Source organism: Celeribacter sp., assembly GCF_048259695.1.
Classification (GTDB): Bacteria; Pseudomonadota; Alphaproteobacteria; order Rhodobacterales; family Rhodobacteraceae; genus Celeribacter.
Genome location: NZ_JBLXHL010000004.1, coordinates 411,106 through 431,273, shown reverse-complemented (window position 1 = coordinate 431,273; position 20,168 = coordinate 411,106). Strand labels below are relative to the sequence as shown.

General features: G+C 61.6%; 17 protein-coding genes. 9 read left to right on the top strand and 8 right to left on the bottom strand.

The features are described 5' to 3' along the window. Positions 1-2,655 (bottom strand): DUF3971 domain-containing protein (locus ACN0Q0_RS10160; RefSeq protein ID WP_417243270.1); only part of this gene is annotated, 2,655 nt, incomplete at its 3' end. A 161-nt stretch (positions 2,656-2,816) separates the two neighbouring features. Here ACN0Q0_RS10160 and bcp point away from each other — a divergent pair. From bcp to ACN0Q0_RS10135, 5 genes are all read left to right on the top strand, one after another. Beyond that, the gene (bcp, locus tag ACN0Q0_RS10155) at positions 2,817-3,275 is read left to right on the top strand and encodes a thioredoxin-dependent thiol peroxidase (RefSeq protein ID WP_417243269.1); all 459 of its coding nucleotides are present in this window, start codon (positions 2,817-2,819) and stop codon (positions 3,273-3,275) included. Then, positions 3,272-4,081 (top strand): ferritin-like domain-containing protein, encoded by an 810-nt coding sequence (locus tag ACN0Q0_RS10150; RefSeq protein ID WP_417243268.1) that lies wholly within the window; start codon positions 3,272-3,274, stop codon positions 4,079-4,081. Before bcp ends, ACN0Q0_RS10150 begins: the two co-directional genes overlap by 4 nt. Before the next feature lie 321 nt (positions 4,082-4,402). Further along, positions 4,403-5,704, top strand: a complete 1,302-nt coding sequence (locus tag ACN0Q0_RS10145; RefSeq protein ID WP_417243267.1) for a DUF5930 domain-containing protein — start codon at positions 4,403-4,405, stop codon at positions 5,702-5,704. Continuing rightward, a complete protein-coding gene (locus ACN0Q0_RS10140; protein ID WP_417243266.1) occupies positions 5,694-6,278 on the top strand; it encodes a bactofilin family protein in 585 nt (194 codons plus the stop codon). Before ACN0Q0_RS10145 ends, ACN0Q0_RS10140 begins: the two co-directional genes overlap by 11 nt. Positions 6,279-6,490: 212 nt before the next feature. Beyond that, positions 6,491-7,393, top strand: coding sequence for a DMT family transporter (locus ACN0Q0_RS10135; protein WP_417243265.1), 903 nt, complete (start codon positions 6,491-6,493; stop codon positions 7,391-7,393). Here ACN0Q0_RS10135 and ACN0Q0_RS10130 read toward each other — a convergent pair. Together ACN0Q0_RS10130 and ACN0Q0_RS10125 are read right to left on the bottom strand one after the other, a co-directional pair. Further along, positions 7,390-8,163: a DUF2189 domain-containing protein gene (locus tag ACN0Q0_RS10130; RefSeq protein ID WP_417243264.1), complete on the bottom strand. Its 774-nt coding sequence runs from the start codon at positions 8,161-8,163 to the stop codon at positions 7,390-7,392. The genes ACN0Q0_RS10135 and ACN0Q0_RS10130 overlap by 4 nt on opposite strands. Positions 8,164-8,286: 123 nt before the next feature. Further along, positions 8,287-9,675: a divergent polysaccharide deacetylase family protein gene (locus ACN0Q0_RS10125; protein ID WP_417243263.1), complete on the bottom strand. Its 1,389-nt coding sequence runs from the start codon at positions 9,673-9,675 to the stop codon at positions 8,287-8,289. Positions 9,676-9,900: 225 nt separating this feature from the next. Here ACN0Q0_RS10125 and ACN0Q0_RS10120 point away from each other — a divergent pair, with 225 nt between their 5' ends. From ACN0Q0_RS10120 to ACN0Q0_RS10110, 3 genes are all read left to right on the top strand, one after another. Then, positions 9,901-10,488, top strand: a complete 588-nt coding sequence (locus ACN0Q0_RS10120; RefSeq protein WP_417243262.1) for an anthranilate synthase component II — start codon at positions 9,901-9,903, stop codon at positions 10,486-10,488. A 6-nt stretch (positions 10,489-10,494) separates the two neighbouring features. Beyond that, on the top strand, positions 10,495-11,526 hold the full coding sequence (gene trpD, locus ACN0Q0_RS10115) for an anthranilate phosphoribosyltransferase (RefSeq protein WP_417243261.1): 1,032 nt from the start codon (positions 10,495-10,497) through the stop codon (positions 11,524-11,526). A 100-nt stretch (positions 11,527-11,626) separates the two neighbouring features. Then, positions 11,627-12,160, top strand: coding sequence for a hypothetical protein (locus tag ACN0Q0_RS10110; RefSeq protein WP_417243260.1), 534 nt, complete (start codon positions 11,627-11,629; stop codon positions 12,158-12,160). Between the two features lie 119 nt (positions 12,161-12,279). Here ACN0Q0_RS10110 and ACN0Q0_RS10105 read toward each other — a convergent pair whose 3' ends face one another. The 5 genes from ACN0Q0_RS10105 to ACN0Q0_RS10085 form a co-directional block, all read right to left on the bottom strand. Continuing rightward, positions 12,280-13,668: a TRAP transporter large permease gene (locus ACN0Q0_RS10105; RefSeq protein ID WP_417243259.1), complete on the bottom strand. Its 1,389-nt coding sequence runs from the start codon at positions 13,666-13,668 to the stop codon at positions 12,280-12,282. A 5-nt stretch (positions 13,669-13,673) separates the two neighbouring features. Further along, the gene (locus ACN0Q0_RS10100) at positions 13,674-14,363 is read right to left on the bottom strand and encodes a TRAP transporter small permease (protein ID WP_417243258.1); all 690 of its coding nucleotides are present in this window, start codon (positions 14,361-14,363) and stop codon (positions 13,674-13,676) included. Positions 14,364-14,496: 133 nt separating this feature from the next. After that, positions 14,497-15,498, bottom strand: coding sequence for a DctP family TRAP transporter solute-binding subunit (locus ACN0Q0_RS10095; RefSeq protein WP_417243257.1), 1,002 nt, complete (start codon positions 15,496-15,498; stop codon positions 14,497-14,499). 290 nt (positions 15,499-15,788) lie between these two features. After that, positions 15,789-17,045 carry a sigma-54-dependent transcriptional regulator gene (locus ACN0Q0_RS10090; RefSeq protein ID WP_417243256.1) on the bottom strand — a complete coding sequence of 419 codons (1,257 nt, stop codon included), beginning with the start codon at positions 17,043-17,045 and terminating at the stop codon, positions 15,789-15,791. After that, a complete protein-coding gene (locus ACN0Q0_RS10085) occupies positions 17,042-18,907 on the bottom strand; it encodes a sensor histidine kinase (protein WP_417243255.1) in 1,866 nt (621 codons plus the stop codon). Before ACN0Q0_RS10085 ends, ACN0Q0_RS10090 begins: the two co-directional genes overlap by 4 nt. A gap of 61 nt (positions 18,908-18,968) precedes the next feature. Here ACN0Q0_RS10085 and ACN0Q0_RS10080 point away from each other — a divergent pair, with 61 nt between their 5' ends. Beyond that, the gene (locus ACN0Q0_RS10080; protein ID WP_417243254.1) at positions 18,969-20,168 is read left to right on the top strand and encodes a cytochrome P450; all 1,200 of its coding nucleotides are present in this window, start codon (positions 18,969-18,971) and stop codon (positions 20,166-20,168) included.

Genomic DNA, 20,168 nt, shown 5'->3' with positions numbered 1-20,168 from the left:
GACCTGCCGCGTATCGAGCAGGGCCACAACCGCCCCCCCCGCCCCACCCGAAGCCCCCGCAGCGGTTCCGCCAAAGGTGGCGCGGCGCAGATCAAGTGTTCCGCCCGCAATCTCGACGCCCACGGCCTCGCCCGCGCCGCGCCCGATCAAGCTCGCCCCGACGTCCAGCCAATTGCCTAGCTGAACCCGCTCGAACCGCACGCGGTCCAACCTGCCCCCGCGCTGTAATGTCACCGTTCCGCCCGTGGCACTCAGCCCCGCCGCCTCGACCGAAAGATCCGTAACCTCGGGCAGGTCGCCCGCCGTGCCCTCGACACGCAGCACCCCCGCGTCACCCGCCGGTTTGCGCCACCCGAGCGGCGCAATCGACAGCTCCGCCCCCGTCAAATCAGAGGTCAGCACAAAGGCAGGTGCGTCACCTTTGCGCAGCGCCACCGTCAGATCCGCCACCGCCGCCCCCGTCACCGCCCCGTCAGGCAGCGCAATATCAAAGGTGTCGAGGAACGCCTGATCAAGTGTCACACGCCCCGAAATACCCGATTGCCCCGCGTGCTGTGGGCCAAAGGTCTTGCGCCATTGCCCGTCAAACTGTGCGGTGTCGATCTGTGTCGGTCCCTTGATCGTCAGGCCCGTGCCGTCCACCGCAAGCTCCAAAGCCGCCGCGCGCAAGGTTTGCCCCGCCATCAGTGAGGTCGACACCACATCGCGCAACCGTCCCGAGAGCGTGAACTCCACGTCCTCCATCAGCACCTTTTTCTTGAGCGGAAAGGCAATCCGCCCCTCGATCTGCGCCCGTCCTTGTGCCACGTCCGGCCCGAAACTGGCGGCTCTCAGGATCGAGAACGGTTTTTGCGCCATCAACGACAGCGCCGCCTCCATCGGTGACGCCGTCGCGAGATCGACCACCATCGTCGCGGGCAACTTGGTGATATCGGGGATGCTGACCACGGTTCCGGCCACCGCGATGTCGCCGCCCTGAGGCGCCGTGATCACGCCACCGCCCACGGACAGGGTCATCTCGTTGTTTGAAATCGTTCCATAGCCGGACCCGCCGGTCACAGGGGGTAAGCCGTTGATAAAATGAACCGTTGCATCCTCGAACCGCCAATCCAGATAGCCGTCCGGAGCGGGGAGATCCGGCGCGAACCGCAGCGCAAGGTCGAGACCGCCAAATGTCGCTCCGGTGATATTTTTGGCCAACCAGTCGCGGGTCGAGGCCACCGCCCCCTGCGGCCAGAGCGCCATAAGATCGTCAATATCCAGACTGTCGACATGGGCCTCAAGCCCCGAATGCCACCCGTCCGCACGGGCATGTGCCGATCCCGATCCGCGCAACCACACATCGCCGTGGCGCAGCGCCACCTGTCCGATATCGGCCGTAAACGGCGCGGAGGAGAACGACAGATCCACCGAGCCCTCGTCAAACCGCAGCGGCTCGGCAAACATGCCCTCGGGGGACACAATCAATTCGTTGACCTGCAACTGGCCGACAAACCGTTGTGGCCAGTTGCCAACGAAATCACGCAGCAACAGCGCCCCGTGGCCTTTGAAATCCACAGCATCGGTGGCAATCGACAGCTCTGCAAACTGGATACGTTCCGTGACAGGATCATAGTCGAAATAGCCCTTTGCGCCATCGAACGTCAGCGGTGTGGCCCCTGCACCGCCGCGAAAATCCCCCGCACCGATTTCCAACGCGCCGGAATAGGAGGCCAACAGGCCGTCGCCATTGATTTTGGCCCGCATGGAGGCCGACACGGGGGCCTCGATCAGCGATAGAAACGACAGTGCGGGCGATTGCAGCGCGAAATCCGCCGTGGGCGCATCCGTCACCTGAAGCGCAATCGTTGTGGCCAGGGAGCCTTTGCGCGACTGGAACTGGAACCGGGCCTCGGCGAGGTTTTCGGTGCCATTGAACAGGTCGAAATCCAAAGCGATATCAATGGTTTTATCGCTATTCTTAAGGGTAACGATGGCATCGGTGGCCTGCCAGATGCGCCCCGTGCGCGCATCTTCCAGGGTCACGGTGATGTCGCGGGCCTCAACCGTGGAGACCTCCGACAGCGGCGCTTGGGCAAAGGCGGCGTCAATGGCCGCAAGAACCTCGGCGGCCGATCCCACAGCTGCGCCCGCGCCCCCGAACGCCAATGCGAATGTCCCGTCAACCGAGCGGCGCACAGTGATTTGCACCCCCGAAAGGCGCAGGATGTTGGGGGTAAAATCCCCCGCCATCACGCCCTCTTTGGTCAGGACCGCCCGCAGGGAATTGAGCCGCGCCAGTTCCGCCCCCGAGGGGTCAATAATCCCCAAATGACGGGCCGTCACGCGCGGCACAAAATTTTCGTCAACGCGCACAACCAACTGGCCGATCGACACCCGCGCCCCGCCCAGATCACGGTTCACCCGCGCCTCGATTTTATCCGTAACGGCGGCGGGCAGGATCAATTCGCGCTCTGTCATGGACAGGATCACAAGGCCCAACGCCACCGCAAGGATGGTCAACCCGCTGACCATCCAGACAAAGAACCGCACCGCGTGTTTACGTTTGCGCCCCTTTGGCCGCACATCGCCCTCCCCCATGCCCAACGCATCGGTTGGCATGGTCAGCGGGGCATCTGCCTGCGGTTCGGACGGGGCGTGCGGTGCGTCACTCATATCGTTGGAACAGTTCGCTCACTTATCTTACGGAACCCTGACGGAAATGGAGAGGGGCGCACGACACGGGCCGCACACGGTTTCATCTTGTCTGATCTGCGCATAAAACTAAACCTCAAGGGCAATCAACGCCAAACAGATCAAGAGAGAAAGAAAACGACATGTTGGAAACAGGCCAAACCGCTCCCGATTTTACCCTGCCCCGCGATGGTGGCGACCGTGTCACCCTGTCTGATTTGCGCGGACAAAAGGTTGTTTTGTATTTCTACCCCAAAGACAACACCCCCGGATGCACCACCGAGGCGCTCGATTTCACCGCGCTCAAGGACGAATTTGCCGCGGCAGGCACGTTGGTGTTCGGCATCTCCAAGGACAGTGTGAAAAAACACGACAATTTTTGCGCCAAGCATAATCTGGACATCCCGTTGCTGTCGGACGCGGAGGGCACAGTGTGCGAGGACTACGGTGTGTGGGCCGAGAAACAGATGTATGGCAAGAGCTTTTGGGGCATCGTGCGCACCACCTATCTCATTGACGGGGATGGAAAAATCGCACAGGTCTGGCCCAAGGTCAAAGTGGCGGATCACGCCCGTGCCGTGCTTGAGGCGGCCCGCGCATGACCCTGACATTGGCACAGATGGCCGACGAGGTTCTGCGCACCGCCGACGGGCGCGAAAAGACCGCACTGGCGCATAAGCACGCCGCCGCTTGGCGTGCGTCCCGTGACGCAGGCACGCCGATCGGGATTGGCACCGCCACCCCGCCGATGCAGCCCGCCCGCCCCGCGGCCCCCGCGCTTCTGGATCCGCGTGACGTGCCCAAACGCAAGCCCGGAACGCCCGAGGGCCGTCTGGCCATCCTGCACGCCATCGCCCATATCGAACTCAACGCCGTGGACCTGCATTGGGACATCATCGCGCGGTTCACCCATGTGCCGTTCCCGATCGGGTTTTACGACGACTGGGTGAAATCCGCCGACGAAGAGGCCAAACATTTCAACCTGATCTGTGATCGTCTGGAGGCGCTTGGCTCCTTTTACGGCGCCTTGCCCGCCCACGCCGGCATGTGGCGTGCCGCCGAGGATACCGCGCAGGACATCATGGGGCGTCTGGCGGTTGTCCCGATGGTTCTGGAGGCCCGTGGACTTGATGTGACACCGGGGATGATCCAGATTTTCAAACAGGCCAAAGATCCCGAAACCGTGGCGGCGATGGAGGTGATCTACGACGAGGAAGTCGCGCATGTGGCCTACGGATCCAAGTGGTTCCATTTCCTGTGCGGACGCGAGAACCTTGACCCCAAGGTGACGTTTCACAGCCTTGTGCAGCAGTATTTCCATTCGACCCTGCGCCCGCCGTTCAATGCGGAAAAACGGGCCGAGGCCGGCATTCCGCCCGATTTCTACTGGCCGCTTGCGAACGCCTGACAGCAAGACACCATGCGCAGCCCTGCCCGAACAGGGGCCGCAATGCCACACAAGGCGCGGCAAAGTGCAAAAGCAAATGCCGGATCCCCCGGGGTCTTGTCAGGGCCGCCCTACCATATGTGCGACAGGGCGCCGCAGGAGGCACAACGCGCGGGGCACGGTTCGGCATAAAACCGCCCAATCACAGGGGGTTCCGCCGACCTGCTCACAAAAAGGCCGTAAACCGTTGCCCCGCGGGGAATCGTTTTGTAAGGACTTCGGTAACCGGTTCGCGAAAAAGGCAGGATCGGGTGGGATGGACCTGAGGACGGTTGATAAAACATGATTAGACAGCTCAATCACATGCTTGAGCGCCGTTTGCCCGAAAAGCGGGTATTTCTGCGCTCTGACAATGACACCCGCTACCTCCGTCTGTCGCCGCTCACGCAACTGGCCGTGGTGTTCGGCACCTCCGTCACCATCGTCTGGATGACCATCGCCACCTCGATTATTCTCATGGATGCCATCGGGTCGGGCAATTTGCGCGAACAGGCCAACCGCGATCTGGTTTTGTTTGAAACCCGCCTGAGCCAGTTGGCCAGCGAGCGCGACACCCGCGCCGCCGAGGCCGCCGCCGCACAGGCACGGTTCAACACCGCCCTGAAACAGATCTCCGTGATGCAGTCGAATTTGCTGAGTTCCGAGGAGCGCGTGCGCGAACTGGAAACCGGTATCGACGTGACACAGGCCAATTTACGCGATGCGCTCAAGGTCCGCGATGACGCCATCGCGGCACAGGAAACTCTGGCCGCACAGGTCAACGGCACCGATGTGAGCCCCACAGGCGTCACCAGTAAAGACATGGAGGCAACCGTTGATGTGCTGGCCTCCGCGCTGAGCGCCACCTCCGCCGAGCGCGACGCGATGGTTGTTGACGCCCATCAGGCCGTCACCCAAGCCAAAACGCTTCAGGTCGAATTGAAACTGATGGAAGAGAAAAACGACCGGATTTTCTCCCAACTCGAAGATGCGATGACACTTTCGGTCGCCCCGCTCGATAAAATGTTCCGCAACGCGGGCCTGTCGACCGAGAGCCTGATCAAAACCGTGCGCAACGCCTATTCCGGTCAGGGCGGCCCGCTCACACCGATCACCTTTTCGACCTCTGGCCATCTGGATCACGACAGCGAACGTGCCAACGGCATCCTCGACAAAATGGACCGGTTGAACCTTTACCGCATCGCCGCGCAAAAAGCGCCGTTTGCCCTGCCGGTCAAAAACAACTTCCGCTACACGTCCGGCTTTGGCCCCCGTTGGGGCCGGATGCATGAGGGCACAGACTTTGCCGCCGCTTACGGCACGCCGATCTATGCCACCGCCGATGGCGTCGTAACCTATGCCGGTTGGCAGTCCGGTTATGGCCGCCTTGTGAAAATCCAACACGAATTTGGAATTGAAACGCGCTATGCCCACCAGTCAAAACTTCTCGTGAAAGTTGGCCAAAGGGTATCGCGCGGAGAGCAAATTGGTGCTATGGGAAACTCTGGTCGCTCTACCGGCACACACTTGCACTATGAAGTGCGCGTTGGCGGAACGGCTGTAAATCCGATGACTTACATTAAGGCTGCCAACGATGTTTTCTAAAAGCAGGATCAATGAACCCGGCCCGAAACAGGGCGAAGGTGACCAAAAACTCGATACAACTGCGAGCAAAACCGCAGCAGCGAGTGCCAAACCGGCAGTCCCTGATTATGCGGCCCCTGCGGCAAAGCCCAAAGCGGCCGTATCCGTACTGTCCACAGACCTGACCATTACCGGAAACCTCAAGACGACCGGTGACATTCAGATCGAGGGGACGGTTGAGGGTGACATCCGCGCCCATCTGCTCACCGTTGGTGAAACCGCCACGATCCGTGGCGAAGTGGTGGCCGACGATGTGGTCGTCAATGGTCGCGTGATCGGTCGTGTGCGCGGGTTGAAAGTCCGTCTGACCTCCACCGCAAAGGTCGAGGGTGACATCATCCACAAGACCATCGCGATCGAGAGCGGCGCACATTTCGAAGGCTCCGTACAGCGTGCCGACGATCCGCTCAACAACGGCTCCAAGCCGGCTATTCCTGCGGCCACCGCCTCCGCTCAGGCGGCCCCTGCGGCACCGACCACCTCGGCGGCCACGTCGGCGGCGACAGCGGCACGCAAGGCTGACAAAGGCGCATAAGCCCGCCACCTGCGACATGTATTCCAAGGCGGCCCTTCGGGGTCGCCTTTTTCTTTGGCGGTCTTGTGTCTCGTCCCGCCCCACGCCTGCGCGCCCCCACGGTCCTGTGCGCAAACCATCACACCCCGTGATCGCAGACATGCGGGGAATGCGATTGTCTCACATGGCAAGCTCGGGCTAACTGGCGGCCTGATATGTAAAAAGAGACGCCCATGCCCCTTGTTCCCTCCGCCGATCTTCACACCACCGCAAATCTGCGCGGCGCCGCGTTGATGGTGGCGGCGATGGCCCTGTTCGCGGTCGAGGACACCTTGCTCAAGGAGGTGTCCACCCGTTTGCCCGTGGGCGAGGTGTTGATGATCTTCGGGCTTGGCGGCATGGCGCTTTTTGCCGCGCTGATCATGCGGCGCAACGAGCGCCTGATCCACCCCGCCCTCTGGTCACGGGTGATGTTGATCCGCACCCTGTTCGAGATCATGGGCCGCGTGTTTTTCACACTCTCGCTCGTCTACACCACGCTATCGTCCACCTCCGCCATTTTACAAGCCACCCCCATCGTCGTGACCGCCGCCGGTGCGGTGATCTGGCGCGCACCGGTGGGTGCGGTGCGGTGGGCGTTGATCCTGTTGGGGTTTGCGGGCGTTCTCATGGTGCTACGCCCCACATCAGGGGCCTTTTCACCGCTGTCCATTCTGGCCGTGCTCGGGATGCTCGGCTTTGCGGGCCGCGATCTGGCGACCCGTGCCGCCCCGCCCGTATTGTCCTACGCGCAACTCGGTTTGTACGGCTTTGGCGCCCTTGTCCTGTCAGGTATGGGGTTGTTGATCTGGAACGGTCCGGCCGCCATACCGTCCGTGGTGGATCTCGTCGCCCTCGGGGCCGCGATTGTGGTTGGCGTCACCGCCTATTCCTGTCTCACCTTTGCAATGCGCATGGGCGAGTTGTCCGTGGTCACACCCTTTCGCTATTCGCGCCTGTTGTTCGGCATGGCCATGGGGATCTTGGCCTTTGGCGAACGCCCCGACACATGGGAAATCGCCGGCGGGGGTGTCATCGTTGTCGCGGGCCTGTCGATCATGCTGACCGCCCGCACACGCAAACCCGCCGCCCGCTAGATCAACGCGCGGCGATACAGGTGCCAAGTGGCGTGACCGAGGATCGGCAGCACGATCAGCAGCCCCAAAAACAGTGGCGCCATCGCGATCAGGGTCAGCACCGCGACCAGAATGGCCCATGCCATCATCACCACGAAATTTGATGTGACCACCTTGAACGACAGGATCATGGCGGTGACGAAATCCACCTCTTTGTCGAGCAGATGCGGCAGGCTCGTCACCGTGAGCGAGAACAGCACAAAGGCCAGAACCGCCCCCACGCCCAATTCCACCGCGATCATCGACAGGCCCGTGGGTGTCAAAAAGGCCTCGTAGGATGACGAGATATTGGTGAGGTTGGAAATGCCCATGAAGAGCGCAAAAATCATATGGGCCAGAAACGACCAGAACAGCACATAGATGACGATGATGGCCCCCATCCACGGGATTTGGCGGTCCTTTTCGGCCTTCACAATGCCAAGCACCTTGTACCAATCCATCGCTCCGCCACGTTCCAACCGGCGCGAGACCTCGTAAAGCCCCACGGCGGCAAACGGTGCGAACAACGGAAAGCCCAAGGACATCGCAAAGGTCCACAATACGGTCCCCGCATTGAACACCACAAAGCCCAATCCGATCAGCACGTATACGGCGGAAAAGAACAGGCCAAACTGGGGCGCGCGGCGGTAGTCATGCCACCCCGCCGCGAGGACCTCGCGCAGGTCGCGAAAACTCAGGCGTGCAACTTGCGGCAGCGGCGCGGCCGCCGCATGATCTGTGGTGTGCGTCATGTATCCTCCCTGCCGCGCCCTTCTGTCGGGACGCAGTCATTTTCGGAATGATCTGACGCGATTGCCCAGCCCCCTGTCAAGCGCCGCGCAATAATGTTGTGCGTGAAATAACGGGCCTGCGGTTCAATCCGCGCCCGCTGTGAGCTGATAGCTCAACGGCACAAGGCTCACGGTTGCGGCGCGGTTGCCCAGGGCCCATTCGGCCAGAGCCTGAATGGTCTGTGGCGTCGAGCGTCCGAGCAAGACGATGCCATTGTCGATCCCCGCCCGAAAGGCCGCCTGATCGAGGAATCGCTTGATCGCCGCGACATCCTGATTGCGGCCGTCAATGTCACGGAACACCAAGGCTGCGGGCTGATCCTCGCGCTGCGCCTCTTGTTCGAGGGCATTCAGACCACGGGGGAAAGACACCAACCCACGCCCATTGGTGGCCGCGGCGGCGACCACTTGGGCGGCGACCTGACGGCTCGCTTGATAACTGGCGGACGGCACATCGAGAAAGCCGATAGAAACAGGCATGATCTCTTCGGCCTGTGCCAATGTCATCGCCGCATCCTGAGGCGTTGCCCCCTCGGGCAAACCGACCATGGCCAGAACTTCCAGACCCTTGTTGCGATACGACAGCGCCCGCTCGCCCGCCGCAGCGGCCAGAACGTCAACGCCAAAGGTCACGGGGAACGGCAGATTGGCAATCGCCGCATCATCGGGGCCAAGTTGCGCCACGTCGACCAAAATCACCGACATCATCGGGCCATTGACCGCCGTCCCGTCAAAATTGGCGGAATAGGCCACGAGCGCCGGAAGGTCCTCGGCCATAATGACGGGGGTATCTTCGGTCGCGGCCTTGTTCGAGACCGAGGGCAGTCGGGTGGATTTGCGCGTGTCTTCGCGGTCGGTGAAGGAGCCGACTTTCGCGCCCAAAGGTGCCTGTGCGCTTTCGCCCAACATGGCATCGGGTTCGGTATCGGGTTCGGTATCGGGCATTTGCGGCTGTGCGGGGGCGACATCCGCACCCTCGGGAACCGCAACCACATTCGGGGCGGCCCCGGTCGCATCGGGGGCCGCGGGGGCCGACGGCGCCGGACCTTGGGTCTGTGGTTCTTGCGCTTGCGGGGTGGGCAGAACGGGGGCCTCATCCGTGGCGTGCGGAGCGGCGGCAACATCGTCGGAGCTCGGCGCACTCGGCGTGTCGAGCGCGCTCATATCGGGGTGCGGCGCGGGATCGGTTTCGCCCGCACCGGTCGCGCGGGCGTCCTGTGCGACCTGATCGGCGGCGGGTTCATCGGGTTGCGCACCGGAGCGGTCCGGCTCGGACGCGGGCGTCTGTGCGGTCATCTGTGGCGCATCGCTTGCGGCGGGGGCGTCATCCGCGCCCGCGGGCGCCGTATCATCCGCCGCCATTGGCCGTGGCACAGAGACCTCAACAGGGCCAACGACCTCATTGGCCACGGTCAAAATCCCGCCACCAACGACGAGCCCCCAAATCAAACCAGTCAGAATACCGCGACCCATATTTCGCGTGCTCCTTGCTCAAAGACGCGCAACCGCGCGTGATCCCTCATGCGCACCTGTGCGCCATATGCCTTTTTGTCGGAAGAATTCGGGTGGAACCCTTGACCCTCCATCAGCCTTCGTGAACATGTATAACGCGCCTTTAAGGTGGGATCATCCCCCTTTGACGCACCCAATCCCAAAGCGCGACCAAAAGGCCGCGCAATATCACCAAAAGAGCGTAAAATGCTGCTACTCATCGATAATTACGACAGTTTCACCTACAATCTGGTCCACTACATCGGTGAATTGGGGTGGGCGGCGAAGGTCGTGCGCAATGACGCGCTCGATGTGCAACAGGCGATGGCGCTCAAACCGTCGGGCATTTTGCTCTCGCCGGGCCCCAAAACGCCACATGAGGCTGGCATCTGTGTGCCGCTTGTCCATGCCGCCGCCGAAACCGGAACGCCCCTGTTCGGGGTGTGTCTGGGCCACCAATCCATTGGCGAGGCCTTTGGCGGTGATGTGGTGCGCTGCCACGAGATCGTGCATGGCAAGATGGGCGAGATCAAACACGATGGTCACGGCGTCTTTGCCGGATTGCCCTCGCCACTCTTTGGCACGCGCTATCATTCGCTCGTGGTCGACCGCGCCACCCTGCCCGACTGTCTGGAGGTCACGGCAGAGTTGGAGGACGGCACAATCATGGGGCTCAAACACAAAACCCTGCCCATCGAGGGCGTGCAATTCCACCCCGAGAGCATCCGCTCCGAACATGGTCACGCGATGCTCAAAACCTTCCTCGACCGTCTCCCCGTTTCCGAAAAGGCCTGAATTCCCATGTCCGACGCGCCCCATGACCTGCTCAAACCCTTTATCGGGCTTGCCGCCGATCGCCCCCTGACCCGCGCAGAGGCCGAGGCCGCGTTCGAGATCCTGTTCAAGGGCGAGGCCAGTGCGGCGCAAATCGCAGGGCTGTTGATGGCGATGCGCACACGCGGCGAGGCCGTGGGCGAGATTGCGGGGGCCGCCGCCTCCATGCGGGCCAATTGCATCCCCGTCAAAGCGCCAAAGGGCGCGATGGACATCGTCGGCACGGGCGGCACGGGCAAGGCGACGCTGCAAATTTCCACGGCCACCGCGTTTTGCGTGGCGGGTGCGGGCGTGCCTGTGGCCAAACACGGCAATCGCAAACTCTCGTCCAACTCGGGCGCGGCCGACAGTCTTGGCGTCAACGGCATCAACGTCATGGTCGGCGCGGATGTTGTCGAACAGGCGCTTGGCGAGATCGGCATCGCCTTTATGATGGCACCGATGCACCACCCCGCGATGAAACATGTCATGCCCGTGCGCCTTGATCTGGCCACCCGCACCGTGTTCAACATCCTTGGCCCGCTGACCAACCCCGCAGGCGTCAAGCGCCAGTTGACGGGCGCGTTTGATGCCGGCCTGTTGCGCCCGATGTGTGAGACGCTTGCGGCACTCGGGTCCGAGCGCGCGTGGCTTGTCCATGGCTCTGACGGCACCGACGAGGTGACCATCACGGGGCCGACCAAAGTGGTGGCGCTGCACAACGGATTGATCCACGACGAAGAGGTCCACCCCGAACAAGCGGGCCTGCCGTGCTATAAATTCAGCGAGATCGAGGGCGGCAGCCCCGAAAGCAACGGCGCACGGATGCGGGCGGTTCTGGCCGGAGAGGACCACGGCGCCTACCGCGACGCGGTGCTGCTCAATTCCGCCGCAGCGCTCCTGATTGCCGACCGCGTGGAAAACCTCAAAGACGGGGTCGCAATGGCCGCGACAAGTCTGGACAGCGGCGCGGCCCTATCGAAGCTCGAAGGCTTGGCGCGTCTCACCTCAAGCCCATAATCATCCCAAGACGTTTTGAAATCATTCGTAAATTTGTTGCCCCTATTCTGACGAAAGTCCCGTAGATATCCTACAATTGCATTGAGAAAGGCCTGTATCAGTGAAACCCCCTTTTCTTGCCACACTGGCGCTTGCCGTGACCACGCAAATGGCCCATGCCGGCTATTTCGAACATGAAAACTGGGCCACGGTTAAAATCGGTGAAATATGCCATGTCTTCACGCTCGGATCCGCACGGGACACCTCCGGCACATTGATCTTCAGCTTTCCCCGAAACGGCTACAACTCCAGCTTCGAATACCGCTATGCCCCCTATCCCGGGGAAACGGGGGCGCCTTGGGGGCCGGATGATTCCGTTGTGTTATCTTTCGACGACGAAGAAACATGGATTGGTGACGAAATGGCTTTGGAACGGGATTCACACGGTGATTTCGCCAGTCTGACATCGGGTTTTGTTCCCGAAGTTGTCACGTCGGTTCGCACCGCCAACCACAGCGTTGACGTGGCAATTGATCGTGTCGACGAAGGCGAAATCTGGCTTTACGGGACGTTCTCGGCCGCAGGCTTTTCGGCCGCACTCGGCAAGGCGGGCGAATGGTGCCAGTTCGATCCTGCGGCCCTTCCAGAGTCCTAGTCACCCTGCGCCATAGATTGGCGTCAGCACAAATTCGAAAAACAATCGCCCCCGTACAAAACGGCGCGCCCTTTTGCAAAGGCGCGCCGTTGGTTATTTCATCCTAGCGTTTCGCCGCGTCAGTTCGTTATGATCTCCGGCCCCATCAACGTGGTGGGCAGGAAGGTCGAGATAATCGGCACGTAGGTGATCAGGATCAGGAACACGAACAGGATCGCGAGGAACGGCAGGGCTGCGCGGACCACGGCCATCATCGGCATGCCCGCGACACCCGAGGTTACGAACAGGTTGAGACCCACGGGCGGTGTAATCATGCCGATTTCCATGTTCACCACCATGATAATGCCAAGGTGGATCGGGTCGACGCCAAGTTCGATCGCAATCGGGAACACCAGTGGGGCGACGATGACGATAAGGCCCGACGGCTCCATGAATTGCCCGCCGATCAGCAGGATCACGTTGACCATCACGAGGAACATGATCTTGCCAAACCCCGCCGAGAGCATCGCGTTGGCGATCTGCTGCGGGATTTGCTCATCGGTCAAAACGTGTTTTAGGATCAGGGCGTTGGCGATGATGAACATCAACATGATGGTCAGCTTGCCCGCGTCGAACAGGGTCTGACGGGTGTCTTTGTGGACAAGCGCGTGGACAATCGCAAAGCGCTTGAAAATCACAAGTGGCCCGCCCTTGACCCCCTTGAGCGGCCCCATGTCGCGGTAGACAAAGGACGCCACGAGGAAGGCATAGACAGAGGCCACAGCGGCGGCTTCGGTCGGGGTGAAAATCGCCCCTGTGAGACCGGGAATACCGTAAATGCCGACCATGATGATGACGATCAACATCAGGCCCCAGAATGCGTCTTTGAACGAGGCCCAGATTTCGCCCCACCCCGCCCATTCGCCTTTGGGCAGGTTTTTGACCCGTGCAATGACGTAAATCGCGATCATCAACATCGTGCCGGCCAAAAGACCGGGGATTACACCCGCGAGGAACATGCGGCCCACGGAGACATCCGTGGCGGAGGCATAGACCACCATCACGATGGAGGGCGGGATCAGGATGCCCAAGGTGCCTGCGTTACAGATCACCCCTGCGGCGAAGTCCTTGGTATAGCCGACCTTGGTCATCGCGGCGATCACGATGGAGCCGATGGCCACCACCGTTGCGGGCGAGGACCCCGACAGTGCGGCAAAGATCATACAGGCGAACACGCCCGCAATGGCCAAGCCGCCGTGAAAGTGGCCGACACAGGCGATGGAAAAGCGCACGATGCGCGTGGCCACCCCCCCCGTCGACATGAACGACGAGGCGAGGATAAAGAACGGAATGGCCAGAAGCGTGTAGTGACCTGCCATCGCCTGATAAAGCGACTGCGCCACGGAGGCGAGCGAGGTGTCGGAAAAGGCCAGCAAAAAGATCATGGACGACAGGCCGAGCGAGACCGCAATCGGCACACCGATCAGCAACAGCCCGATCACGAATGAAAAGAGAATGACAACTTCCATAGGGATTATTCCTCGTATTCGCCGTGCGCGACGCGCTCGACTTCCTCTTCGGCCTCGTGAGATACGATGAGGCTGTCTTGTTGACCGGTGATGATGCGGATGGTGGCCTGCACAACGCGCAGCAAAATCATCCCGCAGCCAAACGGCAAAATGAAATAGGGGACAACGCGGGGCAGTTTGTCATAGTGGTCGCCATAGTTGATGGCGTCCTCCAGCCAACGGAACATCCCGAGCATCGGCACCTGATCCGTGGTGTAAAACGCACGGTCGCGCACGCCCTCGGTAAAGCCCAACGGGAACCACCGCCCGTCGGTGGGTTGCAGCGCCGCGAAGGGCGCCCAGTAGTCCCACGCCCCCTTGAGCAAAAGCGCCGAATAGATGATGCACGCAATGGCCGACAGGATCGCGGCGACCCGTTTGCCGCGGTGGGGCAACATATTGGTGACCGCATCCACACCGAGGTGGGAGGTCTTTTTGAACCCGTAGGAAATGCCCAAAAGCACCAACCACGCGAACAGGATCAAGACCACTTCGAGGCCCCAGATCAGCGAGGTGTTATACACATACCGCATGACCACATTAACAAATGTAATCAACGTCATAGCCCCAAGAATAAATGCAATCACATTTTCCTCGAGCCCGTCGAAAAACCGCGCGAGCGGTGTCTTGGGTAAATTGTCCTGGTATTGTGTCATAAGACCCCCATCCCTCTAATCCCGATGTGCCGTCAAGCCCGGTGCGGGCCGCGTGTGGCCCACCCGTACGGTGGTTGGCAAACGGCCCCGCACCGTATGGGCGGGGCCGCTGTATTCCATCAAACGCCTGCGCTTAGTGCTTGGCGTTGATTTCTTGGGCTGCTGCGATGTTGTCGGCGCCAACGTCACCTTCGAACTGTGCCCAAACGGGTTTCATCACTTCGACCCACGCCTGACGCTGTTCTGCGGTCAACTCGCGGATCACGCCGCCTGCGTCGAGCACAGCCTGACGGTTTTGCGCGTCCACTTCGGCAATCGCCGCGTTCCGGTCGGCGGTCACTTCGTTCATGATGGTGGAGAGCTGATCGCGGATGTCCGCATCGAGACCTTCCCACCAGTCAACGGAGGTCACAACCATGTAGTCGAGCAGGCCGTGGTTGGTTTCCGTGGTGCCGTCCTGAACCTCAAAGAACTTCTGGCCATAGACGTTGGACCATGTGTTTTCCTGACCGTCCACAACACCCGTTTGCAGCGCGCCGTACACTTCGGAGAACGCCATCGGCTGTGGCGATGCGTCGAGGGCTTCCATCTGGGCGACCAAAACGTCGGAGGGCTGAACGCGGAATTTCAGGCCTGCGGCATCTGTTGGCAACAACAGGGGCTTGTTGGCGGAGAACTGCTTGAGACCATTGTGCCAGAAGCCCAGACCCAGGAGGCCGCGACGTGTCATGGCTTCTTTCATGTTCTGGCCGACTTCGGACTGTTGGAACTCTTCAACGGCGTCCATGTTTTTGAACATGAACGGCAGATCGAAAATGCGGTAGACTTTGGTGAACGCTTCGAATTTGGACAGCGATGGTGCGGCCATCTGAACGTCGCCCTGAAGCATCGCTTCGAGAACCTGATCATCGTTATAGAGCGTGGAGTTGGGGTAGACCTCGACACAGGCCTTGCCGTCCATCTCGGCGTTCACGCGCTCCATGAACAGGTTGGCGGCGATGCCTTTGGGGTGTTTGTCGGTGTTGGTCACGTGGCTGAATTTGATGACCATTTCGCCCTCATCACATGCGGCAAAGCCGGCCTGTGCGGTGACGGTAAGAGCAAGGGCCGTAGCGGCGGTTGCGAGCAATTTCATGGGTGTCCTCCCTGACATGATCCCGAATATTTCAAATCGTGTTTGATGCGGTGCGCGCCATCCCGATCCGGAACACGGCACACTCGAGACAGAGACAACAACAGCCGCAATGCCCGCACAAGGGATCGTGAAGGAAATGTGAACAGCTCCGATTTTCGGCGTGTTTTCAGGGCATTGATCGACGTGAAAACGCATAGCTGCCATGCTGCATCCGCATCATGTGCGACCATCCGCACACCTGTTAGCGATGACTGTGCGGATTTCCGCACAGCGCGGCATGAGTCGCCGGATCACCCGCGATACAGTTCCGCACGCACCCCGTGACGCGCCAGTTTGTCGTAAAAGGTTTTGCGCGGCAGTTTCAGTCCCTTGGCGGCTTCGGTGGCGTTACCGTCGTGGCGTTGCAGCGCCGCAATCAACAAGGAACGCTCGACCTGCGCCAGTTGCTCGGCCAGTCCCAACTCTTCCTCTTGGGCCTCGCCCTCCGACAGGCCCATCGCGAACCGCATCGCCGCGTTCATCAGGCTACGCGCATTGCCCGGCCAGTCCTGCGCCATCAGGCGCGAGATCACTTCGGGGGTGATTTGCGGACTGGGCAGACCCGCCTGTTCGCAGGCAATATCGACGTAGTGGCGAAACAGCACAGGGATGTCCTCGCGCCGTTCGCGCAGGGGCGGAATACGGATCACCGCCGCATCCAGCCGGTAAAACAGGTCCGGCGAAAACGCCCCCTCGCGGGCCAGTTTCCCCAGATCGGCATAGGTGCCCGCGATCAGGCGCGGACGGTCGTGGTGTTCCAACAAATCGAGCAAGGCAAACTGCGCGGGCGACGGCAAGGCGGCCACTTCGTCCAGAAACACCGAGCCGTCTTTGGCCTCCCTAAAGGCCGCGGCAAGGCTGTCGCCCGTTTGGGAGGCAGCGGAAAACTTGAGGAATGGCGCCTGTGAGCCTGCCGACAACAGGTGGACCACTTCGGCCATTTTGGCGGTGCCAACACCCGGTTCGCCCGTCACCAACACATCCGCCGCCGAGCGCGACACGGCGCGGGCCTCCTCGCGCATTTTGCGCGATATGGCGGAGGTGCCGCGCAGCAACCGCGCCGCCGCGTCACCTTGCGCCACCTGACGTTTGAGGCGGCGGTTCTCGAGTACAAGCGCACGGGTACGGATGGCCTTTTCCACCACCGCCAGAAATTCTTTGGGCGCACAGGGTTTTTCCAGAAAATCAAACGCCCCCGACGAAATGCCTTTGACGGCCATCGGGATATCGCCCTCCCCCGTGAGCAGGATCACCGGCAATTCGGGGTCGATGCCATGGGCGTATTCAAGCAATTGAAACCCGTCCTTGCCGGGCATCCGGATGTCGGTGACCACCACGCCTGCGAAATCGCGGCTGATGTGATCCTTGGCCTCGATGTAGCTGCCCGCAAGGGTCGGCACCAGATCGGCCAACTCCAACGTTTGGCCCAAGGCTTCGCGCACGCTCAGGTCGTCATCGACCATCAACACCCGTTCCACCGCCGCGCCGCGTGTCCCCATTGCACTCATTGTTGTGCCGCCTCCCGGTTGCGACCCGCACGGGCCAGCTCGATTGTAAATGTGGCCCCGCCGCCCTCGGAACCGGGACGGTTTGCGCCCTTGATCCGCCCGCCAAAGGACTGGATCAACCCGTAGGAAATCGACAGGCCAAGCCCCATGCCCTGCGCCGCGCCGACCTCTTTGGTGGTGTAGAACGGGTCGAACATTTTCTCGGGATCGTTGATCCCTGCCCCTGTGTCACTGACCGTCAGGCGCACGAACTCCGCCCCCGTCTCCGCGCCTGTTTCCTGTGCCGGACCGATGCGAAGGGTCAGGCGTTTGGGGGCGCCCTCCGCCACGTCGGCCATCGCGTCCACCGCATTGGAAACAAGGTTCATCACCACCTGTTGCAACCGCACCTCGCCGCCGCGCACCACGGCGGGGGGGCCGGCGATCCAATCCGTCTGCACGCCTGATTTGGAGATTTTCGCCTGCATCATTTCCAACGCCGCCTCGACCACGCCATTGAGATCGACATCGGTGACGGCTTCGTTTTCCTGACGCGCAAAGGCCCGCAGGTTCTTGATGATCCGCCCCATGCGCCGCGCCAGTTCCGAAATCCGCCCGAGGTTCTCGCCCGCCTTGTCGGCACGGTCGCGTTCCAGAAACGCCTGCGCGTTTTCGGCAAAGGAGCGAATGGCCATGAGCGGTTGGTTCAACTCGTGGCTGATCCCCGCCGACATCTCGCCCAAGGCCGAAAGTTTGCCCGCCTGCACCAGATCGGCCTGCGCCCGTTTGAGGCGTGCCTCGGCCTCTTCGCGTTCGGCCACCTCGCGTTGCAAATCACGGTTGGCCGCCTCAAGCGCCTGCGTGCGCTTGGCCACACGGGCCTCAAGACGCGAATTGGCCTCTGCCAAGGTCCGCCTGCGTTCCATCGCTACCCATGCAAAGGCGCCAAAGGTCAAAAAGAGCGCCGTGGCAAATCCCGCCTGTAGCCGCGCCATCGCCCGCACCGGCGCCAGATCCATCAACAGTTCACCCGTCAGTTCAATCACGGGAAGGGCCTGGGTCAGGTGCAGCGCCCGCGCGGGGATATACGGTCCCGCGTCCAGATCGAACACCTCATAGCCCCCGATGCGGCGCGTTCCGGTGACCGGAAAACCGGTGTCACCGCTCCCGTCTTGGGTCCGCATCACCAATTCGCCACGGTTGGCCACGAATGCCACGCCTTTGTCATCAGTGAAATAGATCGCTGACGGGTCCGTGGGCCATGACCATTCCAACAGGCCGACATCGACGCTGACCAACACCGCCCCGCGTGACGCGCCGCCCGGATAGAACACGGGGGCCGCAATGACAAAGCGGCGGCGCTGTGCCTCATCCACGAAATGCGCCACACCCAAGGCCCCGTTCAAGGCCCGCCCGAACGCCACGTTCACCCCTGCGGGCATCCGCACCGCATCGCCCGTATCGGCCAGAACATAGCCCTTTCGCGACACGATTGTGATCGAATGCGCCCCCGTTTTGTCGGCCATCCCGAGCAAGAGCGCATCGGCGGCCTCGATTTGCGAGCGGGCGTTGCCGCCCTCCAGTATCGTGCTCAACGTGGTCGGGTGGTCGGCCAGAAACACCGCCAGTTCGCGGTAGCGTTGCAGCCCCGTGGTCAAACGGTCCGAGGCCAGTGCCAAATCCGAGCGCCCCCGCGCCGCCGCCTGATCCAGTTGCGCCCGAAAGGCAACCCCGTAGACCGCCGCCCCGAACAGCGCGGCCACCACCACAAACACAAGCGCCCCGCCCAGCCGGCGCAATCGCGACACAGGCAGGGGCGCAGGTACGGATACCGGCGCAGGCGGGCGCGCATTCGGGTGCGGTGGGGTCAGGGCATCGGTCATTTCAGCCGCAGTCTAGAAAGAACGGCTTGCAAAGCAAAGCGGTTAGCGGCAGCGTCCCCCCATGAAAAATTTCTCGCAAAATCCAAAAGATCCCGCCTTTGTCCAAGACCCCTACAGCTTTTATGCGCAGATGCGCGAAAGCGGCCCGCTCGCCTATTGGCAGGAGTTGGGGCTGCCCGTACTCACGGGCTATGACGGCGTGTCGATGGCACTGCGCGACAACCGGTTTGGCCGTGAGGCCCCCGAGGGGTTTGCGCCCCCCGTCCCCGCGGCCTTGCGGGCGTTTTACGACATCGACGCCCATTCGATGCTGGAACTCGAAGGGCCACACCACCGCCGGTTGCGTGGCCTTGTGCTGCGCGCATTCACCTCGCGCCGGATCAAGGCACTTGTCCCCGACATCGAGGCCATTTGCGACGATCTGTTGGACGGGGTGGCGGACGGCGCCGGCACAGACACCGATCTGTTGCAACGCTTTTGCCAACCCCTCCCCGTGCGGGTGATTTCGCGACTGTTGGGCGTGCCCGAGGAGATGTGCGACCAATTGCTTGCGTGGTCCAACGCCATGGTCGCGGTCTACACGCCGCTGCGCACCCCCGCCATCGAGGCCGCCGCCAACAGCGCCGCCACCGATTTCGCCGCCTTCATGCGATCCTATGTCGAGGCGCGGCGCACCACCCCGCGCGATGATCTGATCACCCATTTGATTGCCGCCGAGGAAGACGGGGAAAAACTGTCCACGGATGAATTGATTTCCACCTGCATTTTGCTGTTGAACGCGGGCCACGAGGCCACGGTACATAGCCTCGGGATTGCCGTCAAAACGTTGCTTGAACACCAGACGCCACACGGCGCCTTGGCCGACGACCGTATCGACACCACGATCGAAGAGGTGTTGCGCTACGATCCGCCGCTGCATTTCTTTGACCGGTGGGTCTATGAGGACACGCAGTTCATGGGGCATGATTTCAAGCGGGGCGACAAAATCGGCCTGCTGCTTGGCGCGGCCAACCGTGACGGGGACGCATGGGATGATCCCGACACCTTTACGCCCACGCGGCCCGTCAAACAAAACATGGCCTTTGGCGCGGGCATCCATTTTTGCGTCGGCGCGCCGCTTGCCCGGTTGGAGATGCGTGTGGCGCTCCCCCGCCTGTTTGCCCGCTTCCCCGCCTTGCAACTGAGCGATGCCCCGCACTATGCAAATACATGGCATTTCCACGGGTTGAGCACTTTGCACGTGCGGCTGCGTGAAAAGTGA

What these genes read in the sequence shown, in the direction of transcription:
- trpD (WP_417243261.1), top strand. Translation starts at nt 10,495, where the DNA reads ATGTCCGACGCGCCCCATGACCTGCTCAAACCCTTTATCGGGCTTGCC.
- bcp (WP_417243269.1), top strand. Translation starts at nt 2,817, where the DNA reads ATGTTGGAAACAGGCCAAACCGCTCCCGATTTTACCCTGCCCCGCGAT.
- ACN0Q0_RS10085 (WP_417243255.1), bottom strand. Translation starts at nt 18,907, where the DNA reads ATGACCGATGCCCTGACCCCACCGCACCCGAATGCGCGCCCGCCTGCG.
- ACN0Q0_RS10090 (WP_417243256.1), bottom strand. Translation starts at nt 17,045, where the DNA reads ATGAGTGCAATGGGGACACGCGGCGCGGCGGTGGAACGGGTGTTGATG.
- ACN0Q0_RS10150 (WP_417243268.1), top strand. Translation starts at nt 3,272, where the DNA reads ATGACCCTGACATTGGCACAGATGGCCGACGAGGTTCTGCGCACCGCC.
- ACN0Q0_RS10125 (WP_417243263.1), bottom strand. Translation starts at nt 9,675, where the DNA reads ATGGGTCGCGGTATTCTGACTGGTTTGATTTGGGGGCTCGTCGTTGGT.
- ACN0Q0_RS10135 (WP_417243265.1), top strand. Translation starts at nt 6,491, where the DNA reads ATGCCCCTTGTTCCCTCCGCCGATCTTCACACCACCGCAAATCTGCGC.
- ACN0Q0_RS10095 (WP_417243257.1), bottom strand. Translation starts at nt 15,498, where the DNA reads ATGAAATTGCTCGCAACCGCCGCTACGGCCCTTGCTCTTACCGTCACC.
- ACN0Q0_RS10140 (WP_417243266.1), top strand. Translation starts at nt 5,694, where the DNA reads ATGTTTTCTAAAAGCAGGATCAATGAACCCGGCCCGAAACAGGGCGAA.
- ACN0Q0_RS10080 (WP_417243254.1), top strand. Translation starts at nt 18,969, where the DNA reads ATGAAAAATTTCTCGCAAAATCCAAAAGATCCCGCCTTTGTCCAAGAC.
- ACN0Q0_RS10130 (WP_417243264.1), bottom strand. Translation starts at nt 8,163, where the DNA reads ATGACGCACACCACAGATCATGCGGCGGCCGCGCCGCTGCCGCAAGTT.
- ACN0Q0_RS10105 (WP_417243259.1), bottom strand. Translation starts at nt 13,668, where the DNA reads ATGGAAGTTGTCATTCTCTTTTCATTCGTGATCGGGCTGTTGCTGATC.
- ACN0Q0_RS10120 (WP_417243262.1), top strand. Translation starts at nt 9,901, where the DNA reads ATGCTGCTACTCATCGATAATTACGACAGTTTCACCTACAATCTGGTC.
- ACN0Q0_RS10100 (WP_417243258.1), bottom strand. Translation starts at nt 14,363, where the DNA reads ATGACACAATACCAGGACAATTTACCCAAGACACCGCTCGCGCGGTTT.
- ACN0Q0_RS10145 (WP_417243267.1), top strand. Translation starts at nt 4,403, where the DNA reads ATGATTAGACAGCTCAATCACATGCTTGAGCGCCGTTTGCCCGAAAAG.